The sequence below is a fragment of the Streptomyces sp. NPDC107654 genome, assembly GCF_055639035.1.
The window spans coordinates 24,466-45,919 of the sequence record NZ_JBVKBI010000013.1; the positions used below are offsets into that span (position 1 = coordinate 24,466).

Annotated in this window: 17 protein-coding genes; 12 read left to right on the plus strand and 5 right to left on the minus strand. The window is 73.0% G+C overall.

The features are described 5' to 3' along the window. Positions 1 to 255: 255 nt before the first annotated feature. The 4 genes from ACZ7N4_RS22930 to ACZ7N4_RS22945 are packed head-to-tail and all read left to right on the plus strand — an operon-like array spanning position 256 to position 4,999. Positions 256 to 1,770 carry an FGGY family carbohydrate kinase gene (locus ACZ7N4_RS22930; protein WP_471360591.1) on the plus strand — a complete coding sequence of 505 codons (1,515 nt, stop codon included), beginning with the start codon at positions 256 to 258 and terminating at the stop codon, positions 1,768 to 1,770. Then, entirely contained in the window at positions 1,763 to 3,313 is a 1,551-nt protein-coding gene (locus ACZ7N4_RS22935) for an FGGY-family carbohydrate kinase (protein ID WP_471360594.1), read from the plus strand. The genes ACZ7N4_RS22930 and ACZ7N4_RS22935 overlap by 8 nt, the downstream gene beginning before the upstream one ends. Then, positions 3,310 to 3,930 carry a histidine phosphatase family protein gene (locus tag ACZ7N4_RS22940; RefSeq protein WP_471360596.1) on the plus strand — a complete coding sequence of 207 codons (621 nt, stop codon included), beginning with the start codon at positions 3,310 to 3,312 and terminating at the stop codon, positions 3,928 to 3,930. Before ACZ7N4_RS22935 ends, ACZ7N4_RS22940 begins: the two co-directional genes overlap by 4 nt. A 16-nt stretch (positions 3,931 to 3,946) precedes the next feature. Continuing rightward, positions 3,947 to 4,999 carry a 2-hydroxyacid dehydrogenase gene (locus ACZ7N4_RS22945; RefSeq protein WP_471360599.1) on the plus strand — a complete coding sequence of 351 codons (1,053 nt, stop codon included), beginning with the start codon at positions 3,947 to 3,949 and terminating at the stop codon, positions 4,997 to 4,999. A gap of 25 nt (positions 5,000 to 5,024) precedes the next feature. Here ACZ7N4_RS22945 and ACZ7N4_RS22950 read toward each other — a convergent pair whose 3' ends face one another. Both ACZ7N4_RS22950 and ACZ7N4_RS22955 read right to left on the minus strand, forming a co-directional pair. Then, complete coding sequence (locus ACZ7N4_RS22950) at positions 5,025 to 6,218, minus strand: acyl-CoA dehydrogenase family protein (protein WP_471360602.1); 1,194 nt, start codon at positions 6,216 to 6,218, stop codon at positions 5,025 to 5,027. Positions 6,219 to 6,241: 23 nt separating this feature from the next. Then, positions 6,242 to 7,807, minus strand: coding sequence for a class I adenylate-forming enzyme family protein (locus ACZ7N4_RS22955; protein ID WP_471360604.1), 1,566 nt, complete (start codon positions 7,805 to 7,807; stop codon positions 6,242 to 6,244). Positions 7,808 to 7,986: 179 nt separating this feature from the next. Between ACZ7N4_RS22955 and ACZ7N4_RS22960 the strand changes: the two genes are divergently transcribed. Then, a complete protein-coding gene (locus ACZ7N4_RS22960; protein ID WP_471360607.1) occupies positions 7,987 to 8,583 on the plus strand; it encodes a TetR/AcrR family transcriptional regulator in 597 nt (198 codons plus the stop codon). 162 nt (positions 8,584 to 8,745) lie between these two features. Here ACZ7N4_RS22960 and ACZ7N4_RS22965 read toward each other — a convergent pair whose 3' ends face one another. Further along, entirely contained in the window at positions 8,746 to 10,101 is a 1,356-nt protein-coding gene (locus tag ACZ7N4_RS22965) for an MFS transporter (RefSeq protein ID WP_471360610.1), read from the minus strand. Between the two features lie 194 nt (positions 10,102 to 10,295). Here ACZ7N4_RS22965 and ACZ7N4_RS22970 point away from each other — a divergent pair, with 194 nt between their 5' ends. The 6 genes from ACZ7N4_RS22970 to ACZ7N4_RS22995 all read left to right on the plus strand — a co-directional run bounded on the left by ACZ7N4_RS22970 (position 10,296) and on the right by ACZ7N4_RS22995 (position 18,459). Next, positions 10,296 to 11,483: a serine hydrolase domain-containing protein gene (locus ACZ7N4_RS22970; protein WP_471360613.1), complete on the plus strand. Its 1,188-nt coding sequence runs from the start codon at positions 10,296 to 10,298 to the stop codon at positions 11,481 to 11,483. Between the two features lie 182 nt (positions 11,484 to 11,665). Continuing rightward, a complete protein-coding gene (locus ACZ7N4_RS22975) occupies positions 11,666 to 13,867 on the plus strand; it encodes an MMPL family transporter (protein ID WP_471360616.1) in 2,202 nt (733 codons plus the stop codon). Between the two features lie 29 nt (positions 13,868 to 13,896). Further along, the gene (locus ACZ7N4_RS22980) at positions 13,897 to 15,363 is read left to right on the plus strand and encodes a streptophobe family protein (protein WP_471360619.1); all 1,467 of its coding nucleotides are present in this window, start codon (positions 13,897 to 13,899) and stop codon (positions 15,361 to 15,363) included. Between the two features lie 109 nt (positions 15,364 to 15,472). Beyond that, positions 15,473 to 16,213, plus strand: a complete 741-nt coding sequence (locus ACZ7N4_RS22985) for a response regulator transcription factor (RefSeq protein WP_471360622.1) — start codon at positions 15,473 to 15,475, stop codon at positions 16,211 to 16,213. A gap of 41 nt (positions 16,214 to 16,254) precedes the next feature. Continuing rightward, complete coding sequence (locus ACZ7N4_RS22990) at positions 16,255 to 17,784, plus strand: sensor histidine kinase (protein WP_471360625.1); 1,530 nt, start codon at positions 16,255 to 16,257, stop codon at positions 17,782 to 17,784. Positions 17,785 to 17,991: 207 nt separating this feature from the next. Further along, positions 17,992 to 18,459: a hypothetical protein gene (locus tag ACZ7N4_RS22995; protein WP_471360627.1), complete on the plus strand. Its 468-nt coding sequence runs from the start codon at positions 17,992 to 17,994 to the stop codon at positions 18,457 to 18,459. A 45-nt stretch (positions 18,460 to 18,504) separates the two neighbouring features. Here ACZ7N4_RS22995 and ACZ7N4_RS23000 read toward each other — a convergent pair whose 3' ends face one another. Next, positions 18,505 to 18,849 (minus strand): hypothetical protein, encoded by a 345-nt coding sequence (locus ACZ7N4_RS23000; RefSeq protein ID WP_471360629.1) that lies wholly within the window; start codon positions 18,847 to 18,849, stop codon positions 18,505 to 18,507. A 220-nt stretch (positions 18,850 to 19,069) separates the two neighbouring features. Continuing rightward, entirely contained in the window at positions 19,070 to 20,575 is a 1,506-nt protein-coding gene (locus tag ACZ7N4_RS23005; protein WP_471360632.1) for a SulP family inorganic anion transporter, read from the minus strand. Between the two features lie 425 nt (positions 20,576 to 21,000). On the opposite strand from ACZ7N4_RS23005, the gene ACZ7N4_RS23010 reads away from it, so the two are divergent. Further along, the gene (locus tag ACZ7N4_RS23010) at positions 21,001 to 21,453 is read left to right on the plus strand and encodes a MerR family transcriptional regulator (RefSeq protein ID WP_471360634.1); all 453 of its coding nucleotides are present in this window, start codon (positions 21,001 to 21,003) and stop codon (positions 21,451 to 21,453) included. Position 21,454: the final 1 nt, after the last annotated feature.

A 21,454-nucleotide genomic window follows, 5' to 3' on the forward strand; every position in this document is an offset into this window, starting at 1 on the left:
GTCGGCCTCCATGCGAACTCGCCGTGCGAAACGCACACGAACATAACATGGTGTTCGGCCACTCCACGGGCCCGGCAGCCGGTGGCACACGGTTCTCCGAGGGCGCTTCGACGACATCTCGCCGGTACTTCACACCGGTCACCGCCTCCGTCGCGGGAGATGCGCGAGGAGTAATTGACGGGGCTTCTCCCGCGGGTTTCCCTGAGAGCGTCGCCGGAGCAACAAAGGGACAACGAAGGGACAGGGAGTGCAGCCATGTCGGTACTGACCGTCGACGTCGGCACGTCCGTCATCAAATCCGTGGTGTTCGACGATCGGGGTCGGGAATTGGCGGTGTCCCGCATGGGCACCGAGGTGCTGCGGCCGTATCCCGGATGGGCCGAACAGGACATGGAGGCCGTGTGGAGCGCGGTCGTGTCCACGGTGCGCGGCGCGCTCGCCCAGCTGGCGGAGGCGTGTGATCCGGTGTGGCTGGTCGCGTTCACCGCGCAGGGCGACGGCTGTTGGCTGGTCGACGGCGAGGGCCGCCCGACCGGGCCCGCGGTCCTCTGGTCCGACGGGCGGGCCGGCGATCTGCTGGCACGCTGGCAGCAGGACGGCGTGCTGGAGGGGGCGTTCCGCCGCAACGGCTCGCTGACCTGCGCAGGCATGCCGAACGCGGTCCTCGCCTGGCTCACGCGGCACGACCCGGGGCGGCTGGAGCGCTCACGGACCGCCCTCACCGCTGCGGGCTGGCTGTTCCTCAAGTTCACCGGCGTCACCGCGATCGACCCCTCGGACGCCTCCGCCCCCTTCTTCGACCACGCCACCGGCGACTACGACCCGGCCGTGATCGACCAGTTCGGCATGGACTGGGCGCGGCCGCTGCTGCCCCGGGTCCTCGGCGAGAGGGAGCGGATCGCCGAGATCACACACCACGCGGCGGACGAGCTGGGGCTGCCGGCCGGTCTGCCGGTCGTCATGGCGCCGTACGACATCGCGGCCACCGCGCGCGGCGCGGGCGTCGTGGAGACCGGGCAGGCGTGCGCGATCCTCGGCACCACGCTGTGCACGGAGATCGTGCGCGACTCGGTGGACACCTCGGGTGAGCCGTGCGGCATCACCATCGCCTACGACGGTCCCGAGCGGCTGCTGCGCGCCTTCCCGACGCTGTCCGGTACGGAGGTGCTGGACTGGGCGTGCCGGACACTGGGCGTGGAGGGTCCGGCGGCGCTCGGCGACCTCGCGTTCTCGGCCGAGCCGGGTGCGCGGGGGCTGGCGTTCCTGCCGTACCTGTCGCCGGCCGGGGAGCGGGCGCCGTTCCTCGATCCACGGGCGCGCGGGGCTTTCTGGGGGCTGTCGCTCACGCACACGCCGGCCGATCTGGCCCGGGCGGTGTTCGAGGGGCTGTCGCTGGTGGTCCGGGACTGTCTGCACGCGTCGGGGACGCGGGTGCGCGAGCTGCGGCTGTGCGGGGGCGGCGCGGCCAGCGACCGCTGGTGCCGGCTGATCGCCGACGCCACCGGGGTGCCCACCGCCCGCAGCACCGACACCGAGCTGGGCGCCAAGGGCGCCTTCCTGACGGGCCTGGTGCTCACCGGCGCCGTACGCGACATGCGCGAGGCCGTCGACGGATGCGTGCGGATGGGGACGGCCTGGGAACCGGACCCCGGGCGCGCCGCCCTGTACGACGAGCTCTACCCGGCGCATCTGACCTGGCGGGAAGCGGCCCGCGGTCTCGGCTGGACACCCGCCGCCACGCACCGCGCCCCGGAGGCCACCCATGTCTGACGCCCTCTCCTCCGACGCCGTCCACATCGGCCTCGACCTGGGCACCCAGAGCGCCCGCGCGGTCGCCGTCGACGGCACCGGACGGGTCGTGGGCGCCGCGTCCCGCCCGCTCACCGGCCGCCGTGACGGGCCCCGCCACGAGCAGGACCCCGCGCAGTGGTGGTCCGCGCTGAGCACCGCCTGCCGCGCGGCCCTCGCCGGTGTGGAGGCGGGCCGGGTGCGAGGCGTGGCCGTGGACGCCACCTCCGGGACGGTCCTCCTCGCCGCCCCCGACGGCACCCCGCTGACCGCGGGTCTGATGTACGACGACGGGCGCGCCGCCGACTGCGCGGACCGTGTCAACGCGGTCGGCGCGCCGGTGTGGGAGCGGCTCGGCTACCGGAGCATGCAGCCGTCCTGGGCACTGCCGAAACTGCTGTGGCTGCTGGATCACGCCCGCCCGCCCGCCGGGGCCCGGCTGCTGCACCAGGCCGACCTGGTGACCTGGCGGCTGGCCGGCCGACAGGTGCCGAGCGACGCGAGCCACGCCCTGAAGACGGGGTACGACCTGCTCGCCGCGCGCTGGCCCGAGGAGGAGCTGTCCGCGCTGGGCGTCCCGGCGGGGCTGCTGCCCGATGTCGTACGCCCCGGCACGGTCCTCGGCGAGGTCTGCGCCGAGGCGGCCGCCGCCACCGGTATCCCGGCCGGCACGCCGATCGTCGCCGGGATGACCGACGGCTGCGCCGCGCAGATCGGCGCGGGCGCACTGGAGCCCGGCGCCTGGAACGCGGTACTGGGGACGACGCTCGTGCTCAAGGGCGTCAGCCCGCACCCGGTGCGCGATCCGGCCGGGGTGGTGTACTGCCACCGGGGACCGGAGGACACCTGGCTGCCCGGCGGTGCCTCCAGCAGCGGGGCCGGAGTGCTCACCCGCCGCTTCCCCGGCGCCGACCTGCCCGCGCTGACCGAGGAGGCCGCCGGCATGGTCTCGGTGGGGTCGAAGGTGTCGATGGGGTCGCCGGGGTCGGCAAGTTCGCCGGTCTCGACGGGTTCGACGGCCGTGACCTATCCGCTCGCCGGCGACGGCGGCGAACGCTTCCCGTTCCGTGCCCCCCAGGCCACCGCCTTCACGCTGGGCCAACCGGCGGGCAGGGCCGAGGAGTTCCACGCCTGTCTGCTCGGTGTGGCCTGCCTGGAGCGGCTGTGCTTCGACTACCTCGACCAGCTCGGCGCCCCCGTCTCCGGCCCGCTGCACCTGACCGGTGGCGGCGCCCGGAACCGGTACTGGTCCCAGCTGCGCGCCGACGTCCTCGGCCGCCCGGTGCTGCTGCCGGAACAGGCCGAGAGCGCCGTCGGCATGGCCGTCCTCGCGGCCACCGCGTCCGGGATCGCCCTGCGGGACGCGGCGGCGGCGATGGTGCGCGTCCGTGAGGAACTCGAACCCGACCCGGACCGGACGCGGCTGCTGCTGCCCGCCTACCTCGCCTTCGTCGACGAACTGGCCCGCCGGGGATGGCTGGAGAAGCAGGTGGCCGCCCACGCCCACGGAAAGGCCCGGACATGACCGACTTCGTCCTCGTACGGCACGGGGAGACCACATGGCACGCGGACAACCGCTACGCCGGCCGCACCGACGTACCGCTGACCGAACGCGGCCACAAGCAGGCGGCGGCGCTGGGCCGTTGGGCGGCCGGGCAGCGTCTGGACGCCGTACTGTGCTCACCGCTGTCGCGGGCCCGGCTCACCGCCGAGCCCGCGGCCGCCGCCCGCGGCCTGCCGCTGCGCGTGGACGACCGGCTGTACGAGGTGGACTTCGGCCGCGGCGACGGGCTGACCCGCGCCGAGATGGCCGAGCTCTTCCCCGACGAACTGGCCGCGTTCCTCACCGACCCGGTCGCCCACCACCTGCCCGGCGGCGAGGACCCGGCGGCGGCCGCCCGGCGGGGCATCGCCTGCCTGCGGGAGGTCGCCGGCGAACTTCCCGACGGACGCGTCCTGGTCGTCGCCCACTCCACCCTCGTACGCCTGATGCTGTGCGCGCTGCTCGGCATCCCGCTCGCCCGCTACCGGAGCGTGTTCCCCGCCCTGGAGAACGGCGCGCTGACCGAACTGCGGCTGCGCCAGGGACAGGCCGCGCTGCTGCGGCTCAACGTCCCCGCCCTGCCCACCGACCACCCCTGACCGACCGGAGTACCGCGTGACCACCACCGTCCTCGCCGCCGGCGACCACTTCGTCCTGCCCGAGCTCCTCGTACGCGAACTGCGCGCCGTCGTGCCCGACCCCGCCGTCCTCGACGTGCGCGAGCTGAAACTGCCCTGGCCGCACACGCCGTTCGGGAAGGTCGCCGAGGTCGACGAGGCGTCCGGAACCGAGGAGCAGATGATCGAGGCGCTGCGCGGCGCACGGATCTGTGTGACGCAGATGGCGCCGCTCACCGAGCGGATCCTGCGGGCCTGTCCGGACCTGGAGCTGTTCTGCGTCAGCCGTGGCGGTCCGGTCAACGCCGACCTGGAGGCGGCCACCCGGCACGGAGTACGGGTCTGCTACGCGCCGGGCCGCAACGCCGTCGCCACCGCCGAGCACACCCTGGCCCTGATCCTCGCGGCCGCCCGCCGGGTCGCCGACGTGCACACCGACCTCAAGCGGGCGGTCTGGCGCGGCGACTACTACGACTACGCGAACTGCGGCATCGAGATCGACGGTGCCACGGTGGGCCTGGTCGGCTTCGGCGCGATCGGCTCACGGGTGGCGCGGGTACTGGCGGCGATGGGCGCGACGGTGCTGGTGCACGACCCGTACGTCGATCCGCGGGCGGTGGACGGCGTCGCGGAACTGGTGCCGCTGGACGAACTCCTGCACCGCTCCCGCATCGTGTCCCTGCACGCGCGCGTGACGGACGAGACGCGCGGCATGATCGGCCACGAGCAGATCGCCGCGATGCCGCCCGGCTCGGTCCTGGTGAACTGCGCGCGGGGCGCGCTGGTGGACTACGACGCGGTGTGCGACGCGCTGGACTCCGGGCAGCTGGCCGGTGCGGGCTTCGACGTGTACCCGACCGAGCCGGTACCGGCGGGTGCCCGGCTGCTGGCCGCGCCCGGTGTCGTCCTCACGCCGCACATCGCGGGCGCCAGCCGGGAGGTCGCCCACAAGGCGGCCCGGATCGTCGCGGCGGAGGTGGGCCGCCACCTGCGCGGCGAGCCGCTCGCCCACTGCGCGAACCCGGCCGGGGGAGGGCGGTCCGGCACATGATCCCTGATGTGCCGGGTGCTCGACGTCAGTGGTGGAAGGCCAGGAGCTTGGCGATGCCGTTGCGCTGGATCTCGGACGTGCCGGTGAGGACGCGGAACATACGGATCTTGCGGAACAGGTACTCGACCTCGTTGCCCTGGGTCAGGCCCTCCTTGCCGTGGATCTGCACGGCCTCGTCGAGGATGCGGAAGGCGGACTCGGCGACGAACAGCTTGCACATGAACGCCTCCGCGTGCACCTCACGCCCCTCGTCCAGCGCCGCCAGCGCGGCGTACGTCATGGAGCGCGCGGCGTAGAGGTCGGTGGCCATGTCGGCGATCTTGTGCTGGATGGCCTGCAGCATGAGCAGGGGACGGCCGGAGACCTGGCGCGTGCGGGTGCGGTCCAGGGTCAGTTGGAGGGCGCGGCGGGTGGCGCCGAGCACGGTCGGACAGTGCAGCAGGCGGTTGGTGGTGACCCTGCCGAGCGCGATGCGCATGCCGTTGCCCTCCTCACCGAGGAGGTTGGCGGCGGGGACGTAGCAGTCCTCCAGGACGATGTCGCTTTCGATGTGCTCGCCCGACATCGGCGTCGCCCCGTCCTCGACCCGGCAGCCGGGGCTGTCCAGGTCCACGAGGAAGGCGGAGAACCGTGGCTTCTCTCCCTCCTCGTCACCGGTGCCGGCCATGCGGGCCACGACGATCGCGAAGTCGGCGAAGGGCCCGGCGGAGGAGAAGACCTTGTGTCCGGTCAACCGGTAGCCTCCGCCGTCGGCTACGGCGACGGTGCGCATGGAGCGGACGTCGGAGCCGGCGTCGGTCTCCGTGAGGGAGAAGCAGCACGCCCGCTCGCCCCTGAGCAGGGGCAGCAGGTAGGTGGCCAACTGGTGCCCGGTCGCGTGCCGGAGGATGTCGCCGGCGCGCAGCGGCCCGCCCATGTCACCGAGCACACTGTGGGCGAGGACCCGGCCGCTCGCTCCGACCTCCTCCTTCAGGGCGGCGAGCTGCGAGTAGGTGAGGTTCTGCCCGCCGTACTCCTCGGGCAGATGGATGCCGTAGAAACCGAGTTCGCGGCTGCGGCGCCAGATCGGTTCGAGGTCGGCGCGGGTGAGGCGGGTGGCCGGGGTGATGCCGTGCTCGCGTTCGTGGTCGGCGAGTTCGCCGTCGAGGTAGTCGCGCAGGCGGTCGACCAGTTCGGCGGTTCGGGTGTCGGCGTAGGTGGGGCGCAGCGAGAAGGTCACGGGTAACTCCGAGGAAAGGGGGGTCAGTTGACGCGGCGGTCGGTGTGTGCCCAGAACGGCTCGCGTACGGCCCTGCGGTCGAGCTTGCCGTTGCGGTTGTGGGGGAGCTCGGTCACGAAGTCGACGGAGCGGGGCTTCTTCAAGCGATCGAGGCGGTCCCCGCAGAAGGCGATCAGGTCCTCGGCGGTGACGGTCGTGTCCGGGTGACGCACCACGACCGCCTTCACCGCCTCGCCCCACCGCTCGTCGGGCACACCCACGACGCACGCCTCCCGTACGGCGGGGTGTTCGTAGAGGGCGGCCTCGACCTCGGTGCAGTAGATGTTGAAGCCGCCCGAGATGATCATGTCCTTCCTGCGGTCGACGAGGAACAGATAGCCGTCCTCCCGCATCCACGCGAGGTCCCCGGTGCGCACCCAGCCGTCACGGAAGGTCTCCGCGGACAGCCGGGGTTCCTTCCAGTACTCGCGCACACAGTCGGGCCCGCGCACGATGATCTCCCCGACCTCGCGGGGCCCCAGTTCCCGGCCCGCCTCGTCCACGACCCGTATCTCGGTGTCGTAGGCGGCGCGCCCGCAGGACTGGAGCAGCTCCGGGTCCTCCTTGACCGCGCGGGCGATCTCCTCGCTGCCGAGGGCCGCGACCACGCTGGTGGTCTCGCCGAGGCCGTAGCCCTGGGCGACGACCGGGCCGAAGAACTCCACCGCGTCCCGCAGGCGCTGGGGTGAGATGGGCGCGCCGCCGACGCGCACGCTCGTCAGTGAGGACAGGTCGTAGCGCTCGGCACCGGGGTGGACCAGGAGCATGTTCACCATGGCGGGCACCAGGAAGGTGGCGGTGATCCGCTCCTTCTCCACCGTTTCCAGGAAGCCCTCCGGGCTCCAGGAGGGCAGCACGTACGTCGTGGAGCCGCCGAACACCCCGGCCAGCAGGCCCATCCCGGTGGCGTGGGTGATGGGGCCGCAGGCAAGATAGCGGGTTCCGGGACGGGGGCGGGACTCGTCGGTCATCAGCAGCTTGCGCATGTTGGCCAGGCGGTTGCCGACCGTCTGCACCGCGGCCTTGAGCGTCCCGGTGGATCCGGAGGTGAAGTTCAGGACGCAGGGGTCCGTCTCGTCCACCTCGACACGGAACGGGCTCCCTGTGCCCTCGGCCAGCAGGGCGGCGTAGGCGACCTCCTCCGAGTCCGGTTCCGGGTGCGTGTCCAGGGGGACTGGCAGACAGCCGGTGCCGGCGGCGGTGATCGCGGCCCGGGCGTCCTCGCGGTGGGCCGCGTCGAACACCAGGGCTCTTACGGGGGCGTAGCGCAGGATGTGCTCGATCTCGCCGCGCCCGAGCCGGGCGTTGACGGGGGCCCGCGTCAATCCCGCCTTGTACAGGGCGAATTCGACCTCCACCAGCTCGCCGCGGTTCCACGCGAGCGAGGCCACGGCGTCACCGGGGCGCAGCCCGCGGGCGGACAGGGCGGAGGCCAGACGGTCCGTCGCGCGGTCGAGCTCGGTGAAGGTCCAGGAGCGGGCACCGCACACGAGCGCCGGGGCGTCGGGCCAGTAGCGGGCGCTGCGGGACAGGTAGGTACCGAGGTTCATGAAGACCTCTCTGAGGCGTATGTCGGGAGAGGAGGGAGGGCGGTACGGGCGGCTGCGTGATTGTTCGCCATAAAGCCGTACTGATTGATCGATGTCATACAGACTGTTCAGTAACTGGTCTCCTGTCAAGGTACTCCTACACTGGGCACGGACCGAGGCGCGAGGATCGAGGAGGGTTCATGGCCGAGGACAGACGGACGAGACGGTCACGGCGCGCCCTGGGGGCGGCATTGGTGGAACTGGTCCTGGAACGCGGCTTCACCGCGCTGACCGTGGAGGACGTCACCGAACGGGCGGACGTGGCCCGGGCCACCTTCTACGCACACTTCCGGGACAAGGAGGACCTGTTCGCCCGGGTGACGGCCGACTTGCTGGCCGAGCTGGGAGAACGGCTGGCCCCGGCCGTGGCCGACAGCGCGGTCGGTTTCACCGGCAAGCCGGTCCTCGAGATGCTGCGGCACGCGCGCGAGGAACGCGACCTGTACCGGATCGTGCTGCGCGGCGAGGGAGACGGTAAACCGCTGCAGATGTTCGTCGATGCCTGCGCGCAGGCCACCGCGGAGGAGTTCCGGGCCCGCGCGGAACGCAACGCCGTCAAGCCGCGCATCGACCCGGAGCTGCTCGCCCGGGTGTGGGTGGGCGAGCAGGTCGCGGTGCTGCGCTGGTGGGTCGAGCAGGACACCCCGTCCCTGCCCGCCGAGGAAGTCGTCCGCATGCTGCTCGACCTGGCCATGCGCGGCCGTTACTGGGCCAGCGGCTTCCAGCCGCCTGGCTGAGCGGCGGGGCGGCCCGCGCCCACGCCCGGGGCCGCGGCCGGTTGTCCGGGGCAGGGTCCGGCTGCCCCGGGTCCGTGTTCCGCTCGCCGCCGTCGAGTTCCGCGTCCGGGGTCGGGCCCCGCTCGGCCCGCCTGGCTGTGCCGACGCCTGCGGGCTCGGCCGCTATGTCTGCGCGCCCGGCCGTTCCGAGCCCGGGTCCGGCCGTTCCGTGTCCGGGCCCAGCCGTCGCGCGTCCCGGTCCGGTCGGATCGTGAGGAGCGCGACCAGCCCGCACACCAGCATCACCCCGCCGGAGAGCAGGAACGCGTGGGTGTAGCCGGCGTTTCGCGTCGGGGCCGAGTCCAGCAGGTATCCGGTCAGGTACGGGGCGATCAGCCCGGGCAGGGTGCCGGTCGCCGCGACGATGCCGAACACCGCGCCCCGCTGGAGGGGCGGGACGACGGCCGACGTGGTCATGTAATGCAGCGGGAAGACGATGGCGGAGCCCCCGAACGCCACGGTGAGCACGACGAGATGGGCACCCCGGGCGTCGACGTACGGCAGCGCGGTCATGGCCAGGGCCGCCACCGCCACCGCGGCCCCCTGCGGGACACCGCGCGACCATCGGTCCGACACGCCCCGGCGGCGCAACATGTCCAGCAGTAGCGGCACGGAGAGCAGCAGCACGAGGCTGAACGCCGAGACCGCGCTGATCAGCGTGGCCGCCGCGCCCGGCGTCATGCCGAGCTGCGTGCGCAGGTACACGGGCAGCCAGGCGTGGCTCAACGCCAGGGCCCAGGACCCGCCGAACGCCCCGGCGATGCTGCCCAGCACCGTGCCGTTCAGCAGCAGGCGCCGGTACGGCAACCGCTGCCCGTCCGCCGCCGCAGTCGCCGTCCGCGGCTCGCCGTACGGGCCGTCGCCCCCCACCCGCCACCACACCAGCGCCCACACCAGGCTCAGTACGGCCAGGGCCAGGAACGCGGACCGCCAGCCGAAGGCGCTGATCAGCACCGTCACGGCCGGCGCGGCCACCAGTGTGCCCAGCGCCGCGCCTGCGATCTGCAGCGCCGAGGGCAGACCCCGCCGGTCCGCCGGGAACCACTTGTACAGCGCGTGCATCGACATCGACGCAGCCGGCCCCTCGGCCGCCCCGAGCAGCACCCGCCCGGCGACCAGCGCCGGCACCGACGCCACGAACAACACGGGCAGTTGGGCCACCGCCCACACGACGGCCATGCCGAACAGCAGGGCATGGCTGGACATCCTGGCGGAGACGAAGCCGACGGCTAGCCCCGAGAGGCTGAACAGCAGCGAGAACGCGCTGGACACCATTCCGTACGTGCTGTTGCTGATGCCGAGCTCGTCCATGATCGGCACGGCCGCCAGCCCCAGAACGGACTTGTCGGCGTAGTTGACCAGCATGAACGTCACCACCATCGCGGCGATCAGCCATGCGTGCCGCCGGCCCGGCTGCCCGGCGCGCGGCGATGCCGCGGCGGCCTGACGAGGTGGCGCGGACGGGGATGGTTCGGCCATGGGGCACTCCTTGCGGCTAGGTAGGGAGAGGGAGGCGGCGCACGCGGTGCGAGGGCGGGCGTTCACGGGCCGATGTCCGCGGGCTCGGGCGGCGCCGGAAGAGGGCAGGCGGACGCCGTGCGCTGTCGTAGTTGTCGAACAGGTTGTACGTTAACGGTGCCTTCGTTCAAGACCCTTGCGCCAATGGAGTTGAGATGACCGCCACCGACGCCCACCTGAGCGACCTCCCGTGGACCCGCGGCTACACCGACCCCGGCTGGATCCGCCGCTTCACCTCGGCCGGCCGCGAGCTCTCCCCGAGCCGCCGTGTGTGGCGCGGACCCGGCCCCGCCCGGACGCTCCCCGGCGGACCCGTCGACCTGGCCGCGCTCGACCTCGGCCTCGGCGGCACGACGACCACCCTGTCCGACCTGTTCGCCACGGCCCAGACCGACGCCTTCCTCGTGCTGCACCGCGGTGCGGTCGTCCACGAGACGTACCTGCACGGCACCACACCCCACACCCCGCACTTCAACGCCTCGGCGGCCAAGTCCTACCTCGGCCTTCTCGCGGCGATGCTGGCGCACGAGGGGCTCCTGGACCGCTCGGCCCGGACGTACGCCTACGTCCCCGAACTCGCCGGGACCGCCTTCGGCGAGGCCCGTATCGAGGACCTGCTGCACATGGGTACCCAGGTCAGCTACGCCGGCCGGCCCTTCGACAAGGCCATCGAGGCCCAGCGCTACCACGCCGTCATAGCCTCCCGGCTGCGCCCGTCGGGCTACAGCGGCCCCGTCACCATCCGCGAACACCTCCTCACTGCCCGCGCCACCGGGGAACCGGGAATGGAGTTCCGCTACGAGAACGGCAACGTCGAAGCGCTCGCCGAAGTCCTGCGCCGCGTCACCGGCCTGACCACCTCCGCCCTGCTCGGCGAACTGATCTGGTCTCGGATCGGCGCGGAGGAGGACGCCTACTACATCCTCGACGACGACGGCGTCGAGGCCGCCTGCGGCGGCTTCAGTGCCACGGCCCGTGACGTGGCCCGCCTGGGGGAGGTGCTGCGCTGCGGCGGAGCGGCCGGCAGTCGTCAGATCGTGCCGGAGGAGGTCGTCGCGTCCATCACCGCCGTACCCGACGGCCATGCCCGCCGGGTACGCCTCCCCGGCGCACCGCCGACCGCACCGGCCACGTTGTCCTACCACGACCTGTGGTGGATCCTGAACGACCCGCACGGCTCCTACATGGCCAGCGGCATCCACGGCCAGCGGCTGCTCGTCTCGCCCGGACTCGACCTCGTCGTCGTCCACTTCGGCTCCCAGGTCGTCTCGCCGTCCGTGCCGGTCGCCCCGTTCGCCCAGGCGTTCCTGCGGATCGGCACCCACCTCGCCGGGCTCGGCTGACCCCGTCCGGGAGTTTCCTGTGAACCGGGCCGCACCCGTGGGGTTTTTGTCCGGCCCGTCCCCATGACGGCCGTCGGGATTCCCAGGAAGCTCCCAGGAACTCTCCGGGTCCGGTCAGGGAGGGCTGACAGCGTCGGCGACCAGATGTTCCGTAGGCCTCGATCCGACTTGGAGCCCTTGTCGTGGCGACATTCCTCTGCAGGCTGGGCCGGTTCTCCTTCCGGAGGCGCCGGCTGGTCGCGTTGCTGTGGGTGGTACTGCTGGTGGGGGCGGGGGTGCTCGCCGGGCGGGCCCCCGCTGCCCCGCCGAACGACTTCTCCATGCCCGGAACCGAGGCGCAACAGGCGTACGACCTGCTGGAGCGGGACTTCCCCGGGCTGAAAGCGGACGGAGCGACCGCCCGGGTCGTGTTCCGGGCCGAGGACGGCAAGGTCACCGATCCCGAGACCCGCAGGGCCATCGGTGAGACGGTCCGGGCCCTCGGCGACGATCCGCAGGTCGCCCGCGTCACCGACCCGTTCGCCACCCGGTCCGTGAGCAAGGACGGCTCCACCGCCTACACCCAGGTCTCCTACGAGGTGGCCTCCCCGAAGCTGGAGGAGAGCTCCCGTACCGCGTTGCGGGACACCGTGGAGCAGGCCGCCTCGCCGGAGCTGTCCGTCGAGGCGGGCGGTAATGCCGTCGAGGGCAGGTCCGCCGGTCACTCCTCGGAGGCGCTGGGCCTCGCGGTGGCCGCCGTGGTCCTCGTCCTCACCTTCGGCTCGCTGCTCGCGGCCGGTCTGCCGCTGCTAACCGCCGTCCTCGGCGTCGGCTGCGGCGCGCTGGTCATCCGGGTGCTGGCCGAACCACTCGGCCTCGGCTCCACGACGAGCAGCCTCGCCGTGATGATCGGACTGGCCGTGGGCATCGACTACGCCCTGTTCGTGGTCTCCCGCTACCGGGTCGAACTCGCGCGCGGACGCGGCCGCGAGGAGGCGGTCGGGCATGCGGTGGGCACCGCGGGCTCGGCGGTCGTGTTCGCCGGGCTCACCGTGGTCATCGCCCTCGCCGGACTCTCCGTGGTGGGCATCCCGCTGCTGACCCGGATGGGCCTGGCCGCGGCCGGGACGGTCGCCATCGCGGTGCTGATCGCCGTCACCCTGATCCCGGCCCTGCTCGGGCTGTGCGGACGCCGGATCGGGCCGGCCCGCCCCCGGCGGAAGGGCCGACGGCGGCCGGGCACGGGCGTGCGCTGGGCCCGGTTCGTCATCCGTCGCCCGGTCGCCGTACTCCTCGCCGGCACCGCGCTGCTCGGCGTGATCGCGATCCCGGCCGCATCCCTGGAGACGGGCCTGCCCGGCGACGACAGCAAGCCCGTCTCGACGACCCAGCGCCGGGCCTACGACATGATCGCCGAGGGCTTCGGCCCGGGCTTCAACGGCCCGCTCACCGTGGTCGTGCAGGCCGACGACGGCGGCAACGCCGAACAGGCCGCGAAGAGCGTCGCCGGACGGATCGACGGCCGTGCGGACGTCGCCGCCGTCGGGCAGCCCCGGCTGAGCGACTCCGGCGACACCGCCGTACTGAGCGTCGTACCGACCACGTCCCCGGGCAGCACCGAGACCGCCGGCCTCGTCCACGCGCTGCGCGAGCCGGCGCTCGCCCGGGACGGCGACGCCCGCGTGCTCGTCACCGGTACGACCGCGATGAACGTCGACGTCTCGCAGAAGTTGTCGGACGCGCTGATCCCGTACCTGGCCCTCGTGGTCGGTCTGGCGTTCGTGCTGCTCATCGCTGTCTTCCGCTCCCTGCTGGTCCCGCTCAAGGCCGCACTCGGCTTCCTGCTGTCGGTGCTGGCCGGGCTGGGCGCGGTGGTGGCGGTCTTCCAGTGGGGCCGGCTGGGATCCGTCCTCGGCGTCACGGAACCGGGGCCGGTGGTGTCGATCATGCCGATCTTCATGGTCGGCGTCGTCTTCGGCCTCGCCATGGACTACGAGGTGTTCCTGGTGACCCGGATACGCGAGGCGTACGTCCACGGGCAGTCGCCGAGGGACTCCGTGGTCAGCGGATTCGAGCACAGCGCACGCGTGGTGACCGCCGCCGCGGTGATCATGATCTCGGTGTTCGCCGCGTTCCTGGGCTCCGAGGAGCAGATCCTCAAGACCATCGGCTTCGGCCTCGCCGCCGCCGTCTTCTTCGACGCGTTCGTCGTCCGCATGACACTCGTCCCGGCCGTGCTGGCCCTCCTCGGCCGGCGGGCCTGGAGCCTGCCCCGCCGGCTGGACCGGCTCGTGCCCGACCTCGACGTGGAGGGAGAGCGGCTGGAGGGCTCGCGCCAGGCCACGGCCGGGGCGAGCGATGACGATCCCGTCGGTGCGCACGCGGCCCGTGTCTCCGGCACCTGAACACCGTCCCCGCTCGGAGGAGGCCGTCCATGTCCGCACCACTGCCCCGTCCCGCCCTTCCCGTGTGGCGTCACGCCCTCGGAGGCGCCCTCGCCGCCGTGGCCGCCCTCGTCACCATGGCCGCAGCGGCCTGGGCGTCCCTCACCGCCCTCGGCGCCGACGCCGTCGCACCGGTCTCCCGGCTGGTGCCGGCGCTGGTGAGCCTCGCCGTCGGAGGCGGCGTCACCCTTCAGTCGGCCGCCGAGTCCGCCGGGTCCGCCGGCGCGGGAGGGCTCGGCGGACCGTTCGGCGGGGGCGGCGGCCTGAGCCCCGGGCTGGCCGGAGAGGTGACGCTGACGCCCCTGACCCTGTCCTTCCTGGGCACGGCCGTCCTGGCGACCGGGTTCTTCCGGCCCCTGCGCCGTCGGGCACGCCCCGGCCCAGCGATGCTGTGGGCGCGGTGCGGCGGCGCCCTGGCGACCACGGCGGTGGCCCTCCCGGTGTGCGCCGTGCTGGCGCGGGGCACGGCCCGGCTGCCGGAACACCTGAGGGACCGCGTCGGCGAACGCGCCGGGTCCGGCCGGTTCGGCGGTGGAGGCGGCGGGCTCGTCTCGGGCCTGTCCACGGTGAGCTTCCGGACCGATGCCGTCACCACCGCCTTCCTCGGCTGCCTGGGCGTGGCCGCCGTCCTCGCGGTCGGCTGCCTGGCCGCCCGCCGTACGACACTGCCCCGCCCCCTCGCCCTGGGCGGGCCGCGGCGGAAGTGGAACGCCGTCCTGTCCGCGCTGACGGGGACCGCGACCGTGCTCTGCTGTGCCGTACTGGTCCTCGCCGTCCTCGCCGTCCTCGCCGGGGCCGCGGCGCCGACCGGCCGGGAACGGGCGGCCGAGGCCGCGGGCGCGCTGCTGCTCGCCGGCCCCAACCTGCTCGCCGTACTGCTCACCACCGGCACGGGCACCTCCTGGGAGGCCGGGCTGCGCCGTGAGCGGCCCGAGGGCGGCGGGATGGCGGGCATGCTCGGCGCGGGGCGGCAGGACGGCGCGGCGGGCCGGGACCGTTCCGTGGACCTCGGACACTGGACGGGCGCCGGCGTACCGCTGTGGGTGATCGGACTGCTGCTCACCCTGATCCTGCTGCTGCTCGCCGGATACGTCGCCGCCGCCCGCACCCCGGCCCGCACCCCGCGGGAGGACGCCGACCTCCTCCTGGACCGCCACGCCGACACCGCCCTGCGCATGGGCGCCGTGGCCGGCGCCGCGACGTTCGCGCTGCCCTGCCTCGCGCGCGGCTCCCTGCGGATCGGCGTCAGCCTCATGGGCCACGAGATGGGCGGCCTGCGTGCCGGCCTCGACACGAGCCCTCGGCTGTCCGCGCTCACCGCGTTCGTCGTGGCCGCCCTCGCCGCGTACGGCGGCAGCCGCCTGCACGGCCGACGGGCACGGCGCCGCGAACGCCCGACGGGAGAGCCCGGTACCGCGACCAGGCACCGCGCCCTCACGTCCGACTCGGCCTCCTGAAGGCCGTGTGATCCCCTGACAGGCCATGTGGTCTCCTGAGGAGAGCAGTGGGCAAGGCCCGTGAGAAAGAGCGGCATCGTGCCATCCGGGAAGGCGGCGAACCACGACCATGGCGGCACCGACACCCCCCTCGCGCACTGCGGGCCGCCCGGACCACCTGCTCGTCGTCGACGACGAGCCCACCGTCCGGGAGCTGCTGCGCACCGCCCTGCGCTACGCCGGGTTCGACGTCGACGCCGCCGCCACCGGCAGGGAAGCCCTCGACCTGGCAGCACGGCACACCCCCGACCTCGTCCTCCTCGACGTCATGCTCCCGGACATGAACGGCTTCGAGGTGATCCGCCGCCTGCGCGCCCAGCCCCGTTCACCGCTGCCCGGACGAGGCGGCGACGTGCCGGTCCTCTTCGTCACCGCGCGTGAGGACCGGCAGGACCGGCTGCACGGACTGCGCCTCGGCGGCGACGACTACGTCACCAAACCCTTCGACCTGGAGGAACTGATCGCCCGGATCCACGCCGTACTGCGCCGCACCCGGGGCGAGTCTCCGGCCCGCCTCACCGTCGGCGACCTGCATCTGGAACCCGACAGCCACCACGTCACCCGTGCCGGGCGGACCGTGCGGCTGTCCCCGACCGAGTTCCGCCTCCTGCACTTCCTGGTCGCCAACGCCGGACACACCATGTCGAAGAACCAGATCCTGGACAGCGTGTGGGAGTACGACTTCGGCGGCGACCCCAGCATCGTCGACACCTACATCAGCTACCTGCGCCGCAAGGTCGACACCGACGGGCCCAAACTCATCCACACCGTGCGCGGCGTCGGCTACGTCATCCGCGAGCCCCGGCCGTGACGCGCCTCCACCCGGCATCCCCCCGGGCGTGGCTCGGCCGGATGTCGCTGCGCACCCGTCTGCTGTGCCTGTCCGTCGCCCTGGTCGCCGTCGGCCTCCTCGGCACGGGACTGCTCGTCACCACGGCCCTGCGCGGCTATCTCCAGGACCGGGTGGACGACCGGCTCGCCCTGACCGGACAGATCGCCGCCCGGCTGGCACCGCCGTCCGGCCCCGGCACGCCGCCGAGCGTGCGCGCCCTCAGTGTGCTCGGCGACACCACCGTGACGTACGTGGACGACACCGGTGCCACCCGCAGGACCTTCGACGCCGGCACCGTGCCCCCGGGCGGCGGCCCCGACCTGCCCCGCCTCGACCGTGCCGCCGTCCTCGCCCACCAGGGGCGCCCCTTCTCCGTGCCGACCCACGACGGCGAGCACGACTGGCGGGTCATCGCCCTGACCCAGCCCTCCCAGGTCTTCCCCCCGGCCCCCTCCGCGCCCCGGGGGAGTGTCGTCGTGGCCACCTCGCTCGAAGAGGTCGACCGCACCGTCACGAAGACCCGGAACCTCTCCCTGACGGCAGGCGTGGGCCTGCTCGCGGTCCTGGGTGTCGCCGGCTGGTTCGCCGTCCGCTCCGGGCTGCGCCCCCTGACCCGGATCGAGGAGACGGCGACCGCGATCACCTCCGGCGACTACTCCCACCGCGTCCCCGAACTGGCCGCCCCGCACACGGAGGTAGGACGCCTGACCGCCTGCCTCAACGAGATGCTCGCCCGGATCGACACGGCCTTCCGGGCCCGCGCGGAGGCCGAGGCCAGGACCCGGCGCTTCTTCGCCGACGCCAGCCACGAGCTGCGGACACCGCTCGTCGGCATCAAGGGCTACACCGACCTGTACCGCATGGGTGCCATGCCCACCCGCGAGGACGTCGATCAGACGATGACCCGCATCGCAGAGGAATCCGAACGCCTCACCCGGCTCGTCGAGGAGATGTTCCTCCTCGCCCGCCTCGACGAGGACACCGAGGACACCGAGGGCGCGGGCACCGGTGGCACGCGGAGCGCCCGGGAACCCGCCTTCGCCCTCGACCTCGCCCCCATGGACCTGCGCACCCTCGCCGCCGACGCCCTCCACGACGTACACGCCCTGGACGCCACGCGCCCCGTGACCCTGACCGGACCCGGCGGCGGAAAGCCCGCCACCGCCCCCGCCCACGCCGACGAGGCCCGACTCCGACAGGTCGTGACCAACCTCATCGGCAACGCCGTCACCCACACCCCTCCCGGCACTCCCATCCGCATCGGCGTCGGCGCCGTCGGCCGCCACGCCGTCCTGGAGGTCGCCGACCAGGGGCCCGGCCTCACCGCCACCGAACGTGACCACGTCTTCGACCGCTTCTACCGCACCGACGACTCCCGCACCCGCGCCACCGGCGGCTCCGGCCTCGGCCTCGCCATCGCCCACGCCCTCGTCACCGCCCACGCCGGCCGCATCACCCTCGACACCGCGCCCGGCCAGGGCTGCACCTTCCGCGTCCTGCTGCCCCTGCCCGACCCGCGGCAGGACGCGGCCACCGACGCGACGCCGTGAGAGAGGCGCTCCGGAGCGACATGGCGTCCGACTCCCCGGCCGCCTCGCCGCGATGACCTCGCACGTGGAGCACGCGGCAGGCGGGCCGGCATCCGGTGGAACGGTGGGGGCGCCGAGCAGCCCCTTGCCTCGGTTCCGCGCTGCCTCGGGCCCGCACACGGGGCGGTCGTGCGATTCGGCCGGAGGCCGGGGGGGACTCGGTCGAGCATGATGGAGAGCATTGTGCGCGGTGGCGCCGCTGGTGCCGTCGGGACGACGGTACTGAACGCCGTGACCTACGCCGACATGGCGCTGCGGGGCCGGCCGTCGAGCCAGACCCCGGCCCGGACCGTCGACAAGATCGCTCGGGACGCCGGGCATCCGGTTCCCGGCGCGGGTGAGGTCCGGGACAACCGCTTGTCGGGACTGGGTGCGCTGTCCGGCATAGCCGTGGGCTGCGGCATCGGCATGGCCGTCTCCCTCACGCGCGGTGCGGGCGTTCGGCCGCCCTGGTGGTTGGGCGGGATGGTCACCGGCGCCCTGGCCATGGTGGCGACCGACCTTCCGATGGCACGACTGGGCGTGAGTGATCCGAAGAGCTGGTCGGCGAAGGACTGGGCGTCCGACGTGGTGCCGCATCTCTTCTACGGACTGACCACGTACGGGGTGCTGGCCGGATCCGACGGCCGACGATAGCCGCCGTCGGTTAGGGGTGCGCTCGGGAGCTGTCCGCAGCCGGGATCACGCGGCGTTGCGGTCGCCGAGCAGGGCGGCGACGGTCAGCGCGGCCCAGCCCAGGGCGGTGACGGCCGCACCGACACGACGGGTGCGGGTCGGGAGCGCGGAGCCGAAGAGAGCGGCGTCGGCCACGTCCGACGCGATGCGGACGACGGTTGCCGTGGTCAGGGCCGGTCCCTGCGGGGCGACGGCCATCGCCAGTCCGGTGGCGGCGTCCCGCAACGCCAGTGGACGCACCATCATCGCCGTGTGCGGCCCGACGTGTCCGTGCGGGTCCACCAGCCCACACGGGCGGGCCAGCAGACCTGGCCGGTACGCGGTCGCCATCCCGTAGGCGAACGTCGCCATCCCTAGAAGCCTCAGGCGTCCGGTTCGCATCTCCAGCACCTCCAAAGCCCCCCGAGTGGTGTCCCGGTCCGAGGCGGGTATCCCGCCTGAGGTCCCCCAGGCGTCCTGGCCCCCCGCCGATCCGGGTTCGCGGAGACCGTCGCCGTCTTTTGGCCCGGGCCGGCTCGCTCAGGCCGGTACGGACACGGCGCTCGTCCCCGGGGGCCGAGAGCCCGGGGAGTCAGTTGCCGCCGGTGAGCTCGCCGGTGAGTTTGCCGTGCAGGTCGGCGCTGGGGTCGTTGAGGCCGATGATCTCGACGGCCTTGCCCCGCTGGGCGTACTTGGACTCGATGGCGTCCAGGGCGGCGACCGAGGAGGCATCCCAGACGTGGGCGGCCGAGAGGTCGATGACGACCCTGTCGGGGTCACCGGCGTAGTCGAACCGGCCGACCAGGTCGTTGGAGGAGGCGAAGAACAGCTCGCCGGTCACGGAGTAGACGACCGTGGTCCCGTCGGGGTCGGTGACGGCGGTGACACGGGCGAGGTGGGCGACGCGCTTGGCGAAGACGACCATGGCCGCGATGCTGCCGACGACGACACCGATGGCGAGGTTGGAGGTGACGACCACGACGATGACGGTGATGACCATGACGGCGATTTCGCCGGTGGGCATCCGCTTGAGGGTCTTCGGGGCGACGGAGTGCCAGTCGAAGGTGCCGAAGGCGACCATCACCATCACGGCGACCAGGGCGGCCATGGGGATGTCGGAGACGACCGGACCGAAGACGACGCACAGCACCATCAGGAACGCGCCGGCCAGGAACGTCGACAGGCGGGTGCGGGCTCCGGAAACCTTCACGTTGATCATCGTCTGGCCGATCATGGCGCAGCCGCCCATACCGCCGAAGAAGCCGGTGACGATGTTGGCGATGCCCTGGCCGATGGACTCGCGGGTCTTCGAGGAGTGGGTGTCGGTGATGTCGTCGACGAGTCTCGCGGTCATCAGGGACTCCATCAGGCCGACCAGCGCCATGGCCAGCGCGTAGGGGGCGATGGTGGTGAGGGTGTCCACGGTGAAGGGCACATCCGGCAGGCCCGGCACGGGAGGGGAGGACGGCAGGGCGCCCTTGTCGCCCACGGTCGGTACCGCGAGGCCGGCCGCCACCGTGATCACGGTGAGGACGACGATGGAGACCAGCGGGGCGGGGACCACCTTGGTGACCTTCGGGAAGAACACCATCAGCGCCAGGCCGGCGACGATCAGGGGGTACACCGCCCAGGGCACGTCGTGCATCTCCGGGACCTGTGCCATGAAGATCATGATGGCGAGCGCGTTGACGAAACCGGTCATCACCGAGCGGGGCACGAACCGCATGAGCCTGGCCACACCCACCGCGCCGAGGATCACCTGGAACAGACCGGCCAGGATGACGGTGGCGACCAGGTAGGCCAGCCCGTGTTCCCGGTTCAGGGGACCGATGACGAGGGCGACGGCTCCGGTGGCCGCCGAGATCATGGCGGGGCGTCCGCCTACGACGGAGATCGTGACGGCCATGGTGAACGAGGCGAACAGCCCGATCGCCGGGTCGACGCCGGCGATGATCGAGAAGGAGATCGCCTCGGGGATGAGCGCGAGGGCGACGACGAGGCCGGCCAGGACCTCGGTGCGCCAGACCCTCGCATCGCCCAGCCAGTCGGGCCTGAGGCGATGAAGAAGCGCGACGGGAGTCACTGCGGTGGAGGACAAGGTGATTGCGTACCTGTCGTAGTCGGGCGCGCCCCACCCCGGTGCGGGCCGGGGCGCGAGGGGAGGCGCGGGGGGCCGGGACGGCGTCCCGCGGTCGGCCACGAGGGTGGGCCGGGAGACCGAGAGGCCGAGGGTGACGGGGCCGGGCCGCCGGACCGGTGGGCGGCCGCGCGGCTCACATCGGGAAGGGGAACTTCACGGCGGGCAGGCGGCGGCGATCGGCTTCAGGGGCTCGCGCACGCTTCTCTCCCGCAAGGATCAGGTCTTCGCCGGGGGGCGCCGTCGGCCCCGGACGGAACGGCAGCAGGGGAGCGGCCGAGCCGCCTCCACTCCACCGAACTCTACCCTAACGTTAGGGTAGAGGCGGGCGGGGCTTTCGCGGGGCGCGGAGCCCGCGGGGACGAGAAGAGCCAGGGGGCACGGGCGTGGACGGCAGGCACATGCAGATCGGCGAGGTCGCCGCGCGGACGGAGCTGTCCTTGCGGACCATCCGGCACTACGAGGAGGCCGGGCTGGTGATTCCCTCCGCTCGCTCGCAGGGCGGGTTCCGCTTGTACACCGAGGCCGACGTCGCCCGGCTGATGGTGATCCGGCGCATGAAACCACTCGGCTTCACGCTGGAACAGATGCGTGACCTGCTGGACGCCACCGACCGCCTCGACGCCGGCACCGGCCTCGACGCCGGCGTGCGCGGAGAGCTGCTGGACAGGGTGCGCGCATACGAACGAGCCGCCACCGAGCAGGTCGAGAGACTGCGCGCGCAACTGCATCGAGCCGAGGACTTCGCCGCCACCCTGCGCCGACGCCTCCCGGAGAAGGCCCACCTGCTCCAGGACGGTGACGAGGACGGGCACGTCCAGCGGATCGAGGGCCGGTGAG

Coding starts and splice junctions, on each gene's coding strand:
- ACZ7N4_RS23000 (WP_471360629.1), bottom strand. CDS start 18,849: ATGGCGACGTTCGCCTACGGGATGGCGACCGCGTACCGGCCAGGTCTG.
- ACZ7N4_RS22940 (WP_471360596.1), top strand. CDS start 3,310: ATGACCGACTTCGTCCTCGTACGGCACGGGGAGACCACATGGCACGCG.
- ACZ7N4_RS22980 (WP_471360619.1), top strand. CDS start 13,897: ATGTCCGCACCACTGCCCCGTCCCGCCCTTCCCGTGTGGCGTCACGCC.
- ACZ7N4_RS22985 (WP_471360622.1), top strand. CDS start 15,473: ATGGCGGCACCGACACCCCCCTCGCGCACTGCGGGCCGCCCGGACCAC.
- ACZ7N4_RS22965 (WP_471360610.1), bottom strand. CDS start 10,101: ATGGCCGAACCATCCCCGTCCGCGCCACCTCGTCAGGCCGCCGCGGCA.
- ACZ7N4_RS22930 (WP_471360591.1), top strand. CDS start 256: ATGTCGGTACTGACCGTCGACGTCGGCACGTCCGTCATCAAATCCGTG.
- ACZ7N4_RS22960 (WP_471360607.1), top strand. CDS start 7,987: ATGGCCGAGGACAGACGGACGAGACGGTCACGGCGCGCCCTGGGGGCG.
- ACZ7N4_RS22970 (WP_471360613.1), top strand. CDS start 10,296: ATGACCGCCACCGACGCCCACCTGAGCGACCTCCCGTGGACCCGCGGC.
- ACZ7N4_RS22990 (WP_471360625.1), top strand. CDS start 16,255: ATGTCGCTGCGCACCCGTCTGCTGTGCCTGTCCGTCGCCCTGGTCGCC.
- ACZ7N4_RS22935 (WP_471360594.1), top strand. CDS start 1,763: ATGTCTGACGCCCTCTCCTCCGACGCCGTCCACATCGGCCTCGACCTG.
- ACZ7N4_RS22955 (WP_471360604.1), bottom strand. CDS start 7,807: ATGAACCTCGGTACCTACCTGTCCCGCAGCGCCCGCTACTGGCCCGAC.
- ACZ7N4_RS22995 (WP_471360627.1), top strand. CDS start 17,992: ATGATGGAGAGCATTGTGCGCGGTGGCGCCGCTGGTGCCGTCGGGACG.